The sequence below is a fragment of the Phytoactinopolyspora halophila genome (assembly GCF_003287285.1).
GTDB classification, from domain to species: domain Bacteria; phylum Actinomycetota; class Actinomycetes; order Jiangellales; family Jiangellaceae; genus Phytoactinopolyspora_A; species Phytoactinopolyspora_A halophila.
In genome coordinates, this window is the sequence record NZ_QMIG01000001.1 from 386,695 (window position 1) to 402,180 (window position 15,486).

At 68.0% G+C, this 15,486-nt stretch carries 11 protein-coding genes; 4 read left to right on the plus strand and 7 right to left on the minus strand.

What is annotated here, in order from left to right:
* The first annotated feature begins 93 nt into the window (after positions 1–93).
* Positions 94–351 (plus strand): mycoredoxin, encoded by a 258-nt coding sequence (locus DPM12_RS01755; protein WP_112256523.1) that lies wholly within the window; start codon positions 94–96, stop codon positions 349–351.
* Between the two features lie 46 nt (positions 352–397).
* On the opposite strand, the gene nudC is transcribed toward DPM12_RS01755, so the two are convergent.
* Entirely contained in the window at positions 398–1,324 is a 927-nt protein-coding gene (gene nudC, locus DPM12_RS01760) for an NAD(+) diphosphatase (RefSeq protein WP_112256524.1), read from the minus strand.
* Between the two features lie 123 nt (positions 1,325–1,447).
* On the opposite strand from nudC, the gene deoD reads away from it, so the two are divergent.
* On the plus strand, positions 1,448–2,185 hold the full coding sequence (gene deoD / locus DPM12_RS01765; protein ID WP_112256525.1) for a purine-nucleoside phosphorylase: 738 nt from the start codon (positions 1,448–1,450) through the stop codon (positions 2,183–2,185).
* Here deoD and DPM12_RS01770 read toward each other — a convergent pair.
* The 4 genes from DPM12_RS01770 to DPM12_RS01785 form a co-directional block, all read right to left on the minus strand.
* Entirely contained in the window at positions 2,142–3,176 is a 1,035-nt protein-coding gene (locus DPM12_RS01770) for an NUDIX hydrolase (RefSeq protein WP_112256526.1), read from the minus strand. The genes deoD and DPM12_RS01770 overlap by 44 nt on opposite strands.
* Positions 3,177–3,227: 51 nt before the next feature.
* Positions 3,228–6,479 (minus strand): ATP-dependent helicase, encoded by a 3,252-nt coding sequence (locus DPM12_RS01775; RefSeq protein WP_112256527.1) that lies wholly within the window; start codon positions 6,477–6,479, stop codon positions 3,228–3,230.
* Positions 6,476–9,640 carry an ATP-dependent helicase gene (locus DPM12_RS01780; protein ID WP_112256528.1) on the minus strand — a complete coding sequence of 1,055 codons (3,165 nt, stop codon included), beginning with the start codon at positions 9,638–9,640 and terminating at the stop codon, positions 6,476–6,478. Before DPM12_RS01780 ends, DPM12_RS01775 begins: the two co-directional genes overlap by 4 nt.
* A 94-nt stretch (positions 9,641–9,734) precedes the next feature.
* Positions 9,735–10,058 carry an MGMT family protein gene (locus tag DPM12_RS01785; protein ID WP_112256529.1) on the minus strand — a complete coding sequence of 108 codons (324 nt, stop codon included), beginning with the start codon at positions 10,056–10,058 and terminating at the stop codon, positions 9,735–9,737.
* 123 nt (positions 10,059–10,181) lie between these two features.
* On the opposite strand from DPM12_RS01785, the gene DPM12_RS01790 reads away from it, so the two are divergent.
* Positions 10,182–12,593: a lysylphosphatidylglycerol synthase transmembrane domain-containing protein gene (locus DPM12_RS01790; protein ID WP_158542664.1), complete on the plus strand. Its 2,412-nt coding sequence runs from the start codon at positions 10,182–10,184 to the stop codon at positions 12,591–12,593.
* 147 nt (positions 12,594–12,740) lie between these two features.
* Here the strand turns inward: DPM12_RS01790 and moeZ are convergent, their stop codons facing one another.
* Both moeZ and DPM12_RS01800 read right to left on the minus strand, forming a co-directional pair.
* The gene (moeZ, locus tag DPM12_RS01795) at positions 12,741–13,913 is read right to left on the minus strand and encodes an adenylyltransferase/sulfurtransferase MoeZ (RefSeq protein ID WP_112256687.1); all 1,173 of its coding nucleotides are present in this window, start codon (positions 13,911–13,913) and stop codon (positions 12,741–12,743) included.
* Positions 13,914–13,962: 49 nt separating this feature from the next.
* On the minus strand, positions 13,963–14,937 hold the full coding sequence (locus tag DPM12_RS01800; protein WP_123788354.1) for an alpha/beta fold hydrolase: 975 nt from the start codon (positions 14,935–14,937) through the stop codon (positions 13,963–13,965).
* A gap of 188 nt (positions 14,938–15,125) precedes the next feature.
* On the opposite strand from DPM12_RS01800, the gene DPM12_RS01805 reads away from it, so the two are divergent.
* Positions 15,126–15,356, plus strand: coding sequence for a hypothetical protein (locus DPM12_RS01805; protein ID WP_112256532.1), 231 nt, complete (start codon positions 15,126–15,128; stop codon positions 15,354–15,356).
* Positions 15,357–15,486 lie beyond the last annotated feature (130 nt).

A 15,486-nucleotide genomic window follows, 5' to 3' on the forward strand; every position in this document is an offset into this window, starting at 1 on the left:
GCTGAACAGCACATCCCCGGCGCCCGGAACAGGCAGGAACCGTTCCGTGTTACGAAGGTAGAACCGAACGCCCGTCGATCTGGAGCACACCTGATGTCGTCCTCGTTCACGATGTACAGCACGCCGTGGTGCGGTTACTGCCGCCGGCTCAAGGGCACGCTCAACCGCGAGGGGATCACCTTCGATGAGATCGATATCGAGGCCGATCCCCAGGCGGCCGAGCTTGTCATGAAACTCAACGGCGGGAACGCCACGGTGCCGACGCTCGTGTTCTCCGACGGTGCGTCGATGACCAACCCGAGTCCCGACCAGGTCAAGACCAAGCTGGCCGAGCTCGCGGGTACCGCGTGAGGGACCGCACGGCCTAGCTGGTTCGGATGTCCCCGGAGCCAGGGCATCACGGCCCGTCCAGCGTGCCGCCATACCATCCCTCGATCAACTGCCGGGCGATCGACACGGCCGGCGGCAAGGCGATGCGGCCTTCACGGAGTGCGGATTCGAGCTCTGCTCGGGTGAACCAGCCGGCCTCCTCAATCTCCCACCCGTCGGGACGTGGCGGACGGGTGGATGCGCGCGCGTAGTAGGCCAGCATCAAGCTCGACGGGAACGGCCAGGGCTGCGCTCCGGCGTACCAGCATTCCTGGACCTCGATTCCAACCTCCTCGTACACCTCGCGGGCAACCGCACGCTCCGGAGTCTCCCCGGGTTCGACGAATCCTGCCAGGGTCGAGAACCGCCTGGGTGGCCAGCGTCGCTGCCTGCCGAGGAGACACCGATCCTCGTCGTCTGTCACCAGCATGATCACAGCCGGATCCACCCGCGGGTAGTGCTCCGAGCCGTCGGCGGCGCAGCGGCGGGCATGCCCAGCCTCGACGACCTCGGTCCGCTCACCACACCGGGGACAGTGCGTGTGGGCCGCATGCCAATTGGCGAGCGCCAACGCGTGCACCGCCAGCCCGGCGTCGCGGTCGTCGAGCATGGCGCCCACCTCTCGTAGCGTCAGCGCTCGGCGCCCGGTGTCCTGGGCTTCAGCATCCCCGTCGACGAGGCCGCGGGGCATCGTCGTCGCGTGCACGGCCGTATACGCGATATCGCCGTCAAGGCCGAGCAGGTATCGCTCACCCCCGGGAGCCTCGTCCGGTTCGACGAACAACAAGGACGCGCCGGCAACGACGACGCGGCCGTCGGCAACGACGAGCACGCGGGTACGCGGATCACTCCAGATCTCGGCGAGCTGCTCCGAATCGCTACGCAGATGGCTGGCTCGATCCACCGTCGCCCGAGACAGGGTCAACGGACCGGGCAAGGTGTAGGGCGTGTACACATCGTTGAGCCTACGGGTCCGAACTGCTGCACGTTAACCCGCAGGAATCCCACCTCCGCGCCCGGGCAGACCACACCCAGCCCGCCGCGTTCCCGCCGCGATGCACCGGTAGCCTCGTTGCCCGTGAGCAACCACATCGCCGCCGCACCAGACGACATCGCCGAAACCGTGCTCCTGCCCGGTGACCCGTTGCGCGCCAGGTGGATCGCCACGACGTACCTGGACGATGCCAGCTGTTACTCCTCGGTCCGGAACATGCTCGGCTACACCGGCACCTACCGGGGCCAGCGCATCTCCGTCCAGGGAACCGGGATGGGCCAGCCGTCGCTGTCCATCTACGCGCACGAGCTCCTGGCCGAATACGGGGCACGGACGCTGGTCCGTGTCGGCTCCTGCGGTGGCCTGCAGGAATCCGTCGCAATCCGGGACGTGATCGTGGCGATGAGCGCGAGCACCGACTCGTCGATCAACTTCCTGCGTTTCCACGGCTTGAACTTCGCACCCGCAGCCGACTTCACGCTCGTTCGTGCTTATGTCGAGCGTGCCGAGAACGCCGGGGTACCCCATCACATCGGCCAGATCTTCAGTACCGACTCCTTCTATCTCGACCGTCCCGAGCTCCATGACCGGCTCCGGGACTATGGCGTGCTCGCTGTCGAGATGGAAACGGCCGCTCTCTACACACTGGCCGCCAAGTTCGACGCCCGCGCCCTGTCGGTGAACACCGTGAGCGACAGTCTCGTGACCGGGGAAGCGCTCAGTTCCGACGACCGCGAGCGCAGCTTCGCCGAGATGGTCGAGCTCACGCTCGACACGGTCACTGCCTCGGGCTCGGCCGGCGGCGGGGAATCCCGCTCGTGAGATCAGCGGCGTCGAAGGCATCAGCCGTCACGGACGTGAGCTCCAGCCACGATGCCTCGTCGGGTGTGAACCATCGGACGGCTTGGGTGGATCCACCCGCCTCGACGACGGTCAACGGTCGCGGATCGTCGACCACCACGTCGTAGTAAGGGCGCACGCCGTGCCAGTCGATCGGGAAGCCTTCCGGCCCCACCTGCTCCGCCTCGTGATGGCTGGCCACGCCCAGGAGCTCGCGGACGCGGCCGAGCTGGGCGGTCTCCTCCTCGAGCTCGCGCAGCAGCGCCTGGGTCGGCTGCTCACCGAAGTCGGTGCCGCCGCCGGGCAGGTGCCATTTCCCGGCGCCGGGATATCCATCAGCGATCTGGGTCAGCAAGACCCGCCCCTCGAGATCACGGACCAGCCCGTAAGCGGCGAACCGCTGGACCGTCGGACGCCCGTCCGGCGCTTCGACGATGTGAAATCCGGGCAGTTCCGGCATCTCCTCCGGCGGCAGGTCGACCGCCGAGAGCGGCAGCTTCAACGCCTGCGCGGCGAACGGGCGCAGCTGGACCGTGGCGGCCTCGCGGCGCTCCATCCACGCGACCGCATCCACCATCGGCGACGACGAGTACAGGGCAGCTCTGCGCACGGCGTCGTCACCGCCGGGGCCACGCCCGCCCATGCTCATCATGCCGTCACCGGCAGAGGCGGGGCTCGAACTGAAGATGATCCGGTCCGTGTGCAGCGTTACACCGCGATGCCGCAGCTCGCGAGTATCTGCCATGACGTCAAATACCGTGTGTGCGTGCAGCGAGACCCCCGTCTCCGTCATCGCTTCCCGCGCTGCGGCGTCCTGCGGATCTTCGCCCTGCAACACGCTACCTCCCGGCAACGTCCACACGCCGGGCGTGCCAGACTCGGCGGACTCGCGGATCAGCAGGATCCGGCCGCTCTCGTCGGAGCAGATCGCGTACGCGGCGATGCGACGTACCGGGGTCAGCTCAACCGTCACGGAAGGTTAGTGTTCCGGTAAACGCCGCAAAGATCAATACGTGTCTCGGAGTCAGGACGGCTCCTCGGCCACCGGGACCTCCCTGACCAGCGTTTCCAGCGCCAATTCGTCCAGCAGATCGACGGGGCGCAAGGTCAGGTTCTCCCGGACATAGTGGAAGGCGGCACCGACTCGCTCGAGCGGAAGGCCCCGGAGCCGGGCGAACGCCAGCCGGTAGGCCGCCAGTTGCACGGCCTTCGCGGATTCATCGTCGGCATCACGTGGCGGGCTTCCCGTCTTCCAGTCCACGACCTCGATGCCACCGGCGCCGTCTCCGAAGACCGCGTCCACCCGGCCGCGCAGCAGCACGCCGGCCACGAACAGCTCGAACGGCGCCTCCACCTCGATCGGCGTCCGCTGGGCCCAATCCGAGGCGAGAAACGCTTCTTGCAGGGCGGAGATCTCCTGGTCGGGCGCGCTTCCCTCATCGAATGAGCCGGGCATTTCCTCGATGTCCAGGAGCCGTGGTGCGCCCCAGCGCGTCTCCAGCCAGGCGTGGAAGAGCGTGCCCCGGCGGGCCAGCGGGGCCGGTGCGCGGGGCACGGGACGGCGCAACGTCCGGGCCAGCTCCTCGGGGTCGTGTCGTAGCTGGACAAGCTGCGACACGGAGAGCTGCTGGGGAAGTTCGACCTGCACCGCGCCGGTACGGCGCTGCCGCTCCCGTTCGGCCAGCAACCGCTCGACGTCGTCGTCCCATTCGGCCATCGCCGCAGCCGTTTCCAGGTCCATCGCACCTTTTGCGGCCTCGCGCACCAGCTGCGCACCACTCTCCAGAGCCGGCCGGCGCACGCCCAGCGGATCGTAGGGCCACTGCCAGGTTTGCTCGTTCTCGGCGAGCGGATGGGTCGTTCCCGCGTCCTCGACCCAGGGCCCGATCTCGCCCGAACCCGTTCGGCAGGCATTCCAGATCTCCAGGAGGAACGGCGACGGCTCTCGCGGGCGGGTGGTGTCGTCCCAGCGGTATCCGCTGCACACCAGGAGTTCGCGGGCCCGCGTCACCGCCACGTAGGCGAGCCGGCGCTCTTCGAGCCGCGCCGCCTCACCGGCATCGTGGAAGAACCGTTCCAGCGCTTCTTTCACTTCTTTCTGGTTCGCAGCTCCCGCGACGTCGTACGAGGGCAGCGCACCGGCATCGCCGCGAAGGGGGTAGGGAAGCTCGCCCGGATCGCCGAGCCACGCCTTCGCCTTCTCGGTGCTGCTCGGAAAGACGCCCTCGACCAGGCCGGTGACGAACACCGCGTCCCATTCGAGGCCCTTCGCGCCATGGACCGTGAGCACCTGCACCCGGTCCCCGGACACCTCCACCTCGCCGGGTTCCAGGCCACGCTCGGCCGTCTCGGCCGCATCCAGATACGCCAGGAACGCCGACAGGCCCGTGGCCTGCCCGGTGCCTTCGAACTCCGCGGTGACGTCCAGGAAGCGATCGAGGTTGGCCCGCCCGATGGGCCCCTCGCGGGCCGCCACCTCGACGTCGAGCCCGAGGGTCCGCTCCACATCGTGGACCAGCTCGGTCAGGGACTGGCCAGCGCGCTGGCGCAACCCGCGCAGTTCGGCGGCCAGTGCCGACAACCGCTGATATCCGGCTTCGGAGAACCACTCCGGGCCGGGAAGGGCGTCCAGCGCGTCGACGATGCTCAGCTCGTCGATCTCGTCGCTGACGACCATCTCCGCATCGTTCTCGTTGCCCGGCTCCGATCCGTCCCCCGTTTCCAGCAGCGCTCCGGCTCCGTGCGCTGCCGCCAGGCCACGCTCGGACACCGGCGCACCCCGGCGGCGCGCCCACCGGGCCAGCGCGTCGAGGTCCCGGGCCCCGATTCGCCAGCGGGATCCGGTGAGCAGCCGCATCAGGGCGTCGCCCCGGCCCGGGTCGGCGATCACCCGGAGGGTGGCGACGATGTCGCTGACCTCCGGTGTGGTGAGCAACCCGCCGACACCCACGACCTCCACCGGAAGCTCCACGGCGCGCAGGGCGGCGTCCAGGCGGGGAATCTGACTACGAGTCCGAACCAGCACGGCCACGGTGCGGCCCGGCGACGACGCGTCCCAGAACGCGCGTGCCCGCCGTGCCACGTCCATGGCTTCGTCGTCCGCTGTCAGGTGCAAGCATGCGGTGACGTCGCGCCCCGGTGATCCACCGAACGCGCTCAGCTCCGGCACGTCCAGGCCCCGCGCTCGCAGTGGGGCGGCGAGCTGGTTGGCTACGGTCAGGATCCGTTGCCCGTTGCGGAAGCTGACCGTGAGGGAGTCGATGCGCGGCGGCGCACCGCTCTCGTCCCGGAAATGTTCCCGGAACGACGCGAGCGTCCCGGCGCTTGCCCCTCGCCATCCGTAGATCGACTGGCACGGGTCGCCCACGGCGGTGACCGGGTGGCCACCTCCGAACAGGGCGCGCAGCAGCACCAGCTGGGTGTGGCTCGTGTCCTGGTACTCGTCCAGCAAGACCACCCGGTAGGTACCACGCTCGGTGTCGGCCACCTCGGGAAACGTTCCCGCCAGGGTCGCCGCCAGTGCGGCCTGATCGGCGAAGTCGACTACCTCGGCCAACCGTTTACGCTCCCGGAACGCTTCAACGATCGGCAGCATCGCCGCCCGCGCATCCTGTACCGCCAGTGCCTTGGCGACGTCAGCGTAGATGTCGGCCCTGGTCCGCTGCCCCTCTGCACGCGGCCGCGCGGCCACCTGCTCTCGCAACTCGCGGGTAAAGCTGCGCACCTGCTCGGCGTCCACCAGGTGCCCCGAGAGTTCCGCGTGCAGCGCGAGCACCTTGCCGACCACGGTGGATGGCGCGTATTCGACGTCGTCCATGGGACCGTCGTACGTCGCCACCGCACGCTGCGCGAACTGCCAGGCCTCCGCCTCGGTGATCAGCCGGGCGCCCGGCTCGCGGCCCAGCCGGAGCGCGTGTTCGGAGACGATCCGACCCGCGTAGGCGTCGTACGTGGACACCGTGGGCTCTCCGTCAAGCAGGCCCGCGTCCGGGTCGATAACGCCCCTGGCCGCCAGCTGCGCCAGCCGCCTCCGGATCCGGGCCGCGAGCTCGCGTGCGGCCTTGCGAGTGAAGGTGAGCCCGAGCACCTGATCGGGGCGGACGAGATCGTTGGCTACCAGCCAGACGACCCGCGCGGCCATGGTTTCGGTCTTCCCCGAACCGGCACCCGCGATGATCATTCCCGGTCCGAACGGTGCGGAGATCGCCGCCGACTGCTCGGGAGTCGGCTCCGGCTGCTCCAGGCGTCGCGCCAGATCACCAGGGCTGAATCTCATGGTGTCACCTGGGCCCCTTCCGGAAAGACGGGGCACGACGGGCGAGCCGGGCAGAATCCGCACCACGCGCCACGCCGGGCATGAAACACCTGCTGGGCCATACCTTCAGCCGTTTCCTCCACCAGGCGCAGGCCCCACCGCGGGTCTTCGGAATCCGACAGCGGTGGCTGCCGCTGCTCCTTGGCCCGTCCCTTCGACGCCTTGCCGAGCTGTACGAGGCTGGCCCCACCGGACCGGCGTTCGCCACCGCTCGCGTCGTCGAACGCGCCACTCTCGACAGCCACCTGGTAGACCGCGAGCTGCGCGTGCTCGTCGACCTCGGTTGCCGTCGGTGCGTTCTTGCCGGTCTTGTAGTCGACGACGACCAGCCGGCCGTCGGCGTCGGCGTCCAGCCGGTCGACCCGGCCGACCAGACGGGCACGGCCAATGGTGGCGTCGAAGTCCAGCTCCACCCCGACCAATCTGCGCGGGTTCTCTTTGAGCCAGCGAGCCAGCAACCGCACCATCTCCTGCGCCCGGGCGTACTCGCGCTCGGCGGCCCAACCTTCCCCGACGTCGATCCGGGGCCACGCGCGGTCGAGTTCGTCGAGGAGCTCTTCCTCCGACCAGGAGTTCGTCACTGCCCCCTCGGCGAGATCGTGTACGAGGGAGCCCAGGCCCGCGCGCGTCATGTCCGAGTCGGTCGCCCCGCACGACTTGAGCAGCCAGCGCAGCTCGCAGCGATTGAATTCGTCGATCTTGGACGGGGACACCCGGATCTGCGCACCGTCGTCCACCAACGCGGCCTCGGTGGACAGCTCGCGCAGCCCATACCACTGGTGCGGGTCGGCCTGGCGGACACCTTCGGCGGAGAGGCGGGCCAGATGCGCCGCGGCCGCGTGCCGCCGCGGTGGCGCCTCGGTCTGGTCACAGGCCACCTGACGCAGCTCGGCGACCAGGGACGGCAGGTCGAGACCGCGCCGGGGACCCTCGACGGGGCGATCCGGCGGGGCGTCGGCAGGCAGCGGGTCGAGATCGTCGAGAAAGCGCGAGGGCTGCTCGTCCTCGTTCGAAACGGCCGTGACCACGAGCTCGCTGCGAGCCCGGGTGAGGGCGACATAGAACAATCGCCGCTCCTCCGCGAGCCGCGCGCTGGCCCGCGTCACCGGCGACGGATCCCGATCCGCCACGAGGTCGACGAGTTCCTCGGTGCCGAGCAGGCTCCCCCGGTCACGCAGGTCCGGCCAAGTTCCCTCCTGGACGCCAGCGACCGCCACGACGTCCCATTCCAGGCCCTTGGCCGCATGCGCCGTGACGATACTGACCGCATCCGTCGACGGCGCGTGCCTCGCGCTCGCCCCCAGCGAGTCCGACGGAATCTGCTGACCCCGGATGTGCTCGAGGAAGCCTTCGGGTCCCGCCCCGGGCATCCGGTCGACGTACCGGGCAGCAGCGTCGAAGAGGGCCAGCACGGCGTCGAGATCGCGATCGGCGCGCTGGCCGGATGGACCGTCGCCCAGCGCCTGACGCGCCCAGCGCTGGGACACACCCGACGCCGACCACACGGCCCACAACACGTCCTCGGCCGTCGCGCCCGGCTCGACGGCAGCGTTCCGGCCGGCCGAGATGAGATGCGCGATCCGCGCGGCAGGGGCCACCGCGTCGTCGTCGAGTGGCGCGAGCGTCACCGGCTGCTCGATCGCCTCGACGATCAGCTCGCTCGACGCGCGCCCGCCTCCGGACATCAGCTCGTGCCGGCGCAACTCCTGGCGCAACCGGCGCAGCGCCAGCGGGTCGGCGCCGCCGAAAACCCCGGTCACCAGATCGAAGGCACAATCCGCGTCGAGGGTGCGCTCGCCGGCCGCGAGCTCGACGATCGTCAGCAGCGCGCGGACGGCCGGCTGCTCGACGAGCGGGACCTCTTCGAGCTGGACCGACGTCGGGACTCCCGCACCGTGAAGCGCCCTGCGCAACACCGGGATCGTCGTCGCCGCGCGCACCAGAACCGCCATCGACGACCACGGCACGTCCCGCTTGAGATGCGCCTCACGCAGATGTGCCGCGATGAACGAGGCTTCCTGGTTCGCGCTGCCCAGCACGTGCACGGACGCCCGTCCGGCTTGCTCGGGGTCGGCGGCATGCAGGTGCCGGTGAGTATGCGGCCCGCCGAGCCGCATCGCCACCCGGCGGGTAGCGGAGAGCAGGTCGGGACCGCACCGCCGGGACGTGGTCAGGGCGTAGACGGCCGCCTCCGTGCCGTCGGCGTTGCGAAATCGCTCGGGAAATCGCCGGATGCCATCGACCTCCGCGCCGCGGAACCCGTAGATCGACTGGTCCGGATCGCCGACGACCAGCAGATCCCGGCCCCCTCCGGCGAGGAGACCGAGCAGTTCCTCCTGAGCTGGATCGGAATCCTGATACTCGTCGACGACGATGAACCCGCGCGTGTCGCGCTCGCCGGCCAGCAGTTCGGGATCGTCGCGAAGCAGCCCCGAGGCAGAGCGCACCAGCTCGGCCTGATCGTAGGACGGCGGTTTGCGTAGCGCGGTGACGCCCGAATACTGGTGAGCGAACCGGGCTGCGGCGATCCAATCGTCACGCCCGCGCTGGCGCCCGATGGCATCCAGATCGTCGGGGCTCAGTCCCCGCTCGACCGCCCGCATGAGCAGCTCCCGCAGTTCTCGGGCGAACCCGCGAGTCAAGAGGGCCTGCTGCAGCCGTCCGGGCCAGTACCCGGCTCCGAGCTCCTCGACATCGCCCCGGAGCATGTCCCTGATCAGCAGATCCTGTTCAGCACCCGAAATGAGCCGCGGCGTCGGCTCTCCCGACTGCACGGACTCCCGGCGTAATAGGCCGAACGCGTACGAGTGGAACGTCCGGGCCAGGGGTTCGCGGACGGTCCGGCCCAGCCGCCGCGCGATCCGATCTCGCAGGGCGACTGCCGCTCGGCGGCTGAACGTGAGCACGAGGATCTGCTCGGGGTCGAGCCCGCCGTGTTCGACCCGATGCACGACCGCTTCAACCAGCGTCGTCGTCTTGCCCGTGCCCGGGCCCGCCAGGGCGAGCAGGGGCCCACCTCGATGTTCGACGACCCGCCGCTGCGAGTCGTCGAGCACGGGGGCAGGCTCATCCGCACGTTCCCGGCGAACCAGCTGTACGGCCGGGCTGGAGGCCGCCGGCATGACTCACCTCCCGCCTGATGCCTCGGATGCCAACCTCCCCATTCTGCCCACCCCTCTCCGCTGATCATGAACACTAGCCGTCTTCATGGATCGGCTAGTGTTCGTGATCAGCGGAGGGGCGCCAGGAGGCATGACGCATGTCCACGCGGGTACCGTCGGTTACTAGTGGTGTTCCCTCAGCAACGAGCTCGCGCAGGGCCGCCACCTCACGTCCAGGTGGCAGGCGCCCCGAGGCGGTCACCACGCGCCACCATGGCACCGACGCTCCGAAAGCCGCCATGACCGCACCCACCTGCCGGGGTCCACCGCGCCCGAGACGTGCTCCCACAACTTCGGCGACCGCGCCGTAGGCCATCGCCCGTCCGGGCGGAATCCGCTCTACCAGGCTCAACACGGATTCAACGTATTCGTCGTCCACCTTTTCAACGACCTCCTCATCACAATCCGCGGGTCGCCAGCACCTTGTGAGCACTTGACATGCGACGATCAGACTGACATGGCGGACATCAACGCGGCGGCACGTGCACAGGGAGGCTCGAACATGGAGCAACCCGAGCGCAACGTCGCCACGCAAGGGGCCGAAGCGGGCAACTCGGCTACCGAGGTGGTGGTCGAGGAACCGCCCCTGCCCAGGCGGACCCGGCGGCCCCTCGACGGCCTGCGGCTGCTGTTCGTCGTGGTCTTCATGACAGCCCTCGTGGCACTGGCCGTCGTCGCCGAGACCACGCTGACTGCGCTCACGGCCGATCTCGCCGAACTGAACCAGCTCATCCCCAGCGGTCCGGTCAATCTCATCTCGTTCGCCGCCGGATTGGCGGCGCAGGCGCTGCCACCCATCATCGTGGTCATCCTGATGCTGCGGGGCCGGTTTCGCACCACCGTCGAGCTCCTCATCGCCGCCCTTCTGGCCGCCGTGACCGCCACCCTGATCTCCGATTGGATCCTGACCGCAGCGACGGACCGGCTATACGACTCGTTCGTCCCCGAAGTTCAGGGAACAGACGGCACACCCGTGCCGATGTTCCCGGCGGTCCTGGTGGCAGTCGTCACCGTCGTCGCCCGGCTGAACCTCAAACGGATCCGGCAGGTCGCGCTGTTCGCCATTGCCGCCAGCTTCGCCGTCGGGCTCCTCGAAGGCGAGGCGACGGTCGCCGGAATTCTCGCGTCACTCAGCATCGGGCGGGTTGTCGGTCTCCTGGTCAGGCTCGTGAGCGGACAGCCGTCCGTCGCCCCAGACGGCCAGAAGGTTGCCTCCGTTCTCAAATCCCATGGCTACAACATCGCCTCGCTTCGTGCGGACAGCGTAGACCAGTACCGCCGGTATATCGCCGAGAGCGAGCAGGGCCCACTCGGCGTGCTGGTCCTGGATCGCGATACCGAGGGGGCCGGAGCAATGGCCCGGGCGCTCGACCAGCTACAGACCCGGGAGGAGGTGCGGCCCCGGCAGGCGGTGACCATGCGCACTGCCGTCAACCAGATCACGCTGCAATCCCTGGCGGTGTCCCGCGCCGGTGTACGTACGCCGAAGCTCCGCAAAGTCCTCAAGATCAACAACGAGGCCACCGCCATCGTCTTCGACCACATACCGGGCCAACCCCTGTCGAAGCTCAACGCCGACGATGTGACCGACGCCATGCTCGTCGATCTCTGGCGTCAACTACGCCGGTTGCGCCGCAATCAAGTGGCCCACCGGCGGCTTTCCGGTCGCACCATCCTTGCCTCGGACACGGGCAAGATCTGGCTGCTCGACCCGTCAGGGGGCGAGGTCGCTGCTCCTGATCTCGCGGTTCGCGCCGACCTCGCACAGGCACTGGTCGCCACAACGCTCGTCGTCGGTGCCGAACGCACCATCGATACCGCCATGCAGGTACTCGGTCGTGGCGCGCTCGGCAGCGCCATTCCGCTTCTCCAGGTCGTCGCCCTGCCCCGTAGCGTCCGCCAGGAGCTCAGAGGCAGGCGCGAGCTGCTCAGCGAACTCCGCGACGGTCTCATCAGCCGCATCGGCGAGGGCACCGGCCCAGTAGAGCTACGCCGATTCAAGGCGCTGTCACTCCTCACCGGTGCCGGTGCCGTCGTCGCTGTGTATCTGGTCGGCACGCAACTCGTCGAGGTCTCCTTCAGCGAGCTGTGGGCCCAGACGGACTTGCGGTGGCTTCTCCCTGCCATCGCGGCCATGTCCTTGAACTTCATCGGCGCCGCTTTCGCGATCCTGGGGTTCGTGCCCGAGAAAGTGCCATTCTGGCGGACCGTCGGCGCCCAGGTGTGCCTGGGTTTCCTCCGACTGGTGGCACCATCGACGGTGAGCAACGTCGCACTCAACATCAGGCTGCTGACGAAAGCGGGAGTCGCCGGGCCGCTGGCGGCAGCGAGTGTCGCAGCCAACCAGGTCGGCAACGTCGTCATCACGATGCCAGCTATCGCCGTGCTCGGTGTGGTGTCCGGACGTTCGGCCGCTGCCGGGCTCGAGCCGTCGCAGTCGACCCTGCTGATCGTGGCCGGCGTCCTACTCGCGGCCGCCTTGCTCATTCTCATCCCGCCGATCCGCACCCGGCTGCGTTCGGCATGGGCCGACTTCGCCGAACGGGGCCTCGCCCGCCTTCTCGACGTGCTCGGCAACCCGCGCAAGCTGACCATGGCCATCGGCGGCATCCTTCTGCAGGCTGCCGCGCTGATCTTGTGCTTCTACGCCAGCTTGCGGGCCGTAGGAGGCACGGCCGACATCGCCGCCCTGGCGGTGGTTCAACTGGTCGGGAACACGTTGGGTATGGCTGTCCCGACGCCCGGTGGACTCGGTGCGGTGGAAGCAGCACTGACCGCAGGTGTCACCACCATTGGCGTCACCACCACAATTGCCGTGCCCGCCGTGCTGCTGTTCCGGATCGTGTCGTTCTGGCTACCGATCGTGCCGGGATGGATCCTGTGGACGCAGATGCAGCGCCGTGGATTGCTCTAGGAGCCGCACCCGAATGATCATGTTTGGTACGTTTCCTCGGGCCATACCACGTCTGTAGGCGTGTCATGGCCCGAGGAAACGTGTCAACCCTTGGCAGCCGCCGGTGCGGCGCGGCGGGTAATCAGCTCAAGGTGTTCAGCGGAGTGATCAGTAATCTGGCTGGGACGGGTCGATCTGGCTCACCCACGCCGCCACGCCACCACCGACGTGCACGGCATCGGACATGCCCGCACCCTTGGCAACCGCCAGCGCCTCGGCCGAACGGACACCGGACTTGCAGTGCAGCACCACCTGCTTGTCCTGCGGAAGCTTCTCGAGCGCCTCGCCGGTGAGGAATTCGCCCTTCGGGATGAGCACCGAGCCCGGAATCCGATTGATCTCGTACTCGTTGGGCTCACGAACGTCGACGAGCGTGAAGTCCCGCTCACCGCGCTCTCGCGCATCCAGCCAGTCCTGGAGCTGGGTCACCGAGATGGTGGCATCGGCCGCAGCTTCGGCGGCCTCGTCACTGACCGCACCGCAGAATGCCTCGTAATCGATGAGCTCGGTGATCGGCTCGGCGTTGGGATCCTTGCGGATCTTCAACGTGTTGTAGCTCATCTCCAGCGCGTCATACACCATCAGGCGTCCGAGTAGCGGCTCGCCGATACCCGTGATCAGCTTGATCGCCTCGTTCACCATGATCGAGCCGATCGACGCGCACAGGACGCCGAGCACGCCGCCCTCGGCGCACGAGGGCACCATGCCTGGTGGCGGCGGCTCCGGGTAGAGGTCACGGTACTGCGGCCCGTACTTCTCCCAGAAGACACTGACCTGCCCTTCGAACCGGAAGATCGAGCCCCAGACATACGGCTTACCCAGGATCACGGCCGCGTCATTGACCATGTACCGGGTAGCGAAGTTGTCCGTGCCGTCCACGATGAGGTCGTACCCGGAGAAGACGTCCAGGACGTTGTCGTTGTCCAGCCGGGTCTCGTGCAGGACGACGTTGACGTACGGGTTCACTTCCTTGATCGAATCCCGCGCCGACTGTGCCTTCGAGCGGCCGATGTCGGACTGCCCGTGAATGATCTGACGCTGCAGGTTGGACTCGTCAACGGCGTCGAACTCGACGACGCCCAACGTTCCGACACCGGCGGCCGCCAGGTACATGAGAGCAGGCGAACCGAGGCCACCAGCGCCGACGACAAGCACCTTGGCGTTCTTCAGCCGCTTCTGGCCGTCCATGCCGACGTCGGGGATGATCAGGTGGCGCGAATAGCGGCGCACCTCGTCGACGGTGAGTTCGGCAGCAGGTTCGACGAGAGGAGGCAAGGACACGATCCACTCCAACATCCAGCTGGGTGATCGGCGACGATCACCGGGAAATTCAGGTCTCTTTTCCTCTTGCAACGGTGGCATGCGCATCCGCATTCCCGTAGCTCTCGTCCACGTTATGGACGCGAGCGTCTTGATACATGGACGCGTCGCGCAGGAAAGACCGGATGTGCTCGGCCACGGCTACCGGGTACTCCATCATTGCCACGTGACCGGAACGTTCGAGCCGGATCACGCGTGCCCTGGGCAAGGTCCGCCGCCACCGGCGTTCCGACCGCGCACCGACCAAGACGTCCCGATCGCCGATGATGACCATCGTCGGGCACAGCACCTTGCGCACCAGCCACCAGACCGACCGTCGAGGCGGCCGCATGTAGTGAGTCACGAGGGAGCGCAACGACGCCAGCAAGACGGTATTGGCGTAGGGCTTCCCGATCCAGCGCATACGCTCCTGCACGGCGAACGAGAACTCTTCACGGTCGACGGAGCCGGGATCGCCGTACAGCATCGGCGCGATCCGCTCGACCTGCGCCTCGGTTGGCTCCCGGTTGGCCCGTTCGAGCATCCACTCGCCGAGCCTTGGCGTCGCCATCGCCGCCATCGCTTGCGCTCCCCACGGCAACAGGTATTGCGGCATCGCTGGCGACAACAGTGTCAGGCTGCGCACCAGGTCCGGACGCGTCGCAGCAACGTGCACACTGATCATCCCGCCCATCGAGTTACCGAGCAGGTGAACCGGGCCATCGAAACGTTCGAGAAAGCTCGTCACATCGGCCACATAATCCTCGACCGCGTGCTGCCCCGACGGCGGGGATTCCCCGAAACCGGGCAAGTCCGGCGCCCACTGTTCGAGATCATCACGGAGCTCGCGCATGAGTGCGGTCCAGTTCGTCGACGCTCCGCCCAGACCGTGTACCATCACCGACACTGGCACATCGCGTCTCGTGGGTGAGGCATGCCGGACGTTTAGCTGATGCCCGTTCGGCAAGGTCACCTCATAGCCCGGCCATCTCGAGATCGTTGCCACGGGGACGATGGTAATTCGTCCCCGCAGGCACCATCTCCCGTCATCGCAGCGGGCCGGCCGCGCGGACACGAAGAAGTGTGCTGCAACGCCCACATCGCGGGGGCGTGGAGTCAGAATGAGATGTAGCTTCGCATCGAGTAGGCAGCGAAGCAGACTCGGTCACCAATACGCGGGGAGGTAATCCCGAAATGGCAAAGAACGAGGTTCCCAAGGAACCTGTCGAGGCCCCTGAGGCCGACGTATACGAACAGCGCCGGCATGCTACCGACGACGGCACGGCGAGTGCCGGGACGAGCGCACCCGACCCGGAAGAACCTGGAGTACCCGACCTCCCCCCGTATCTGCCGAGTGACGCCGATCCGGCCGACGTCTTCGAACAGTCCCGAATCGTTGACTACGACGAGGACGACTACCGCTGAGCGTCGTCACCATGACCGAGGCGATCTCGCGTCCCACACGTCAGGCCACGGATCGGCAACAGGGGGCCACGTCGAGTATCATCGCCAGAATTGCGACGAATCTGGAGGTGCGAGTGTGAGCGCCGCTCCC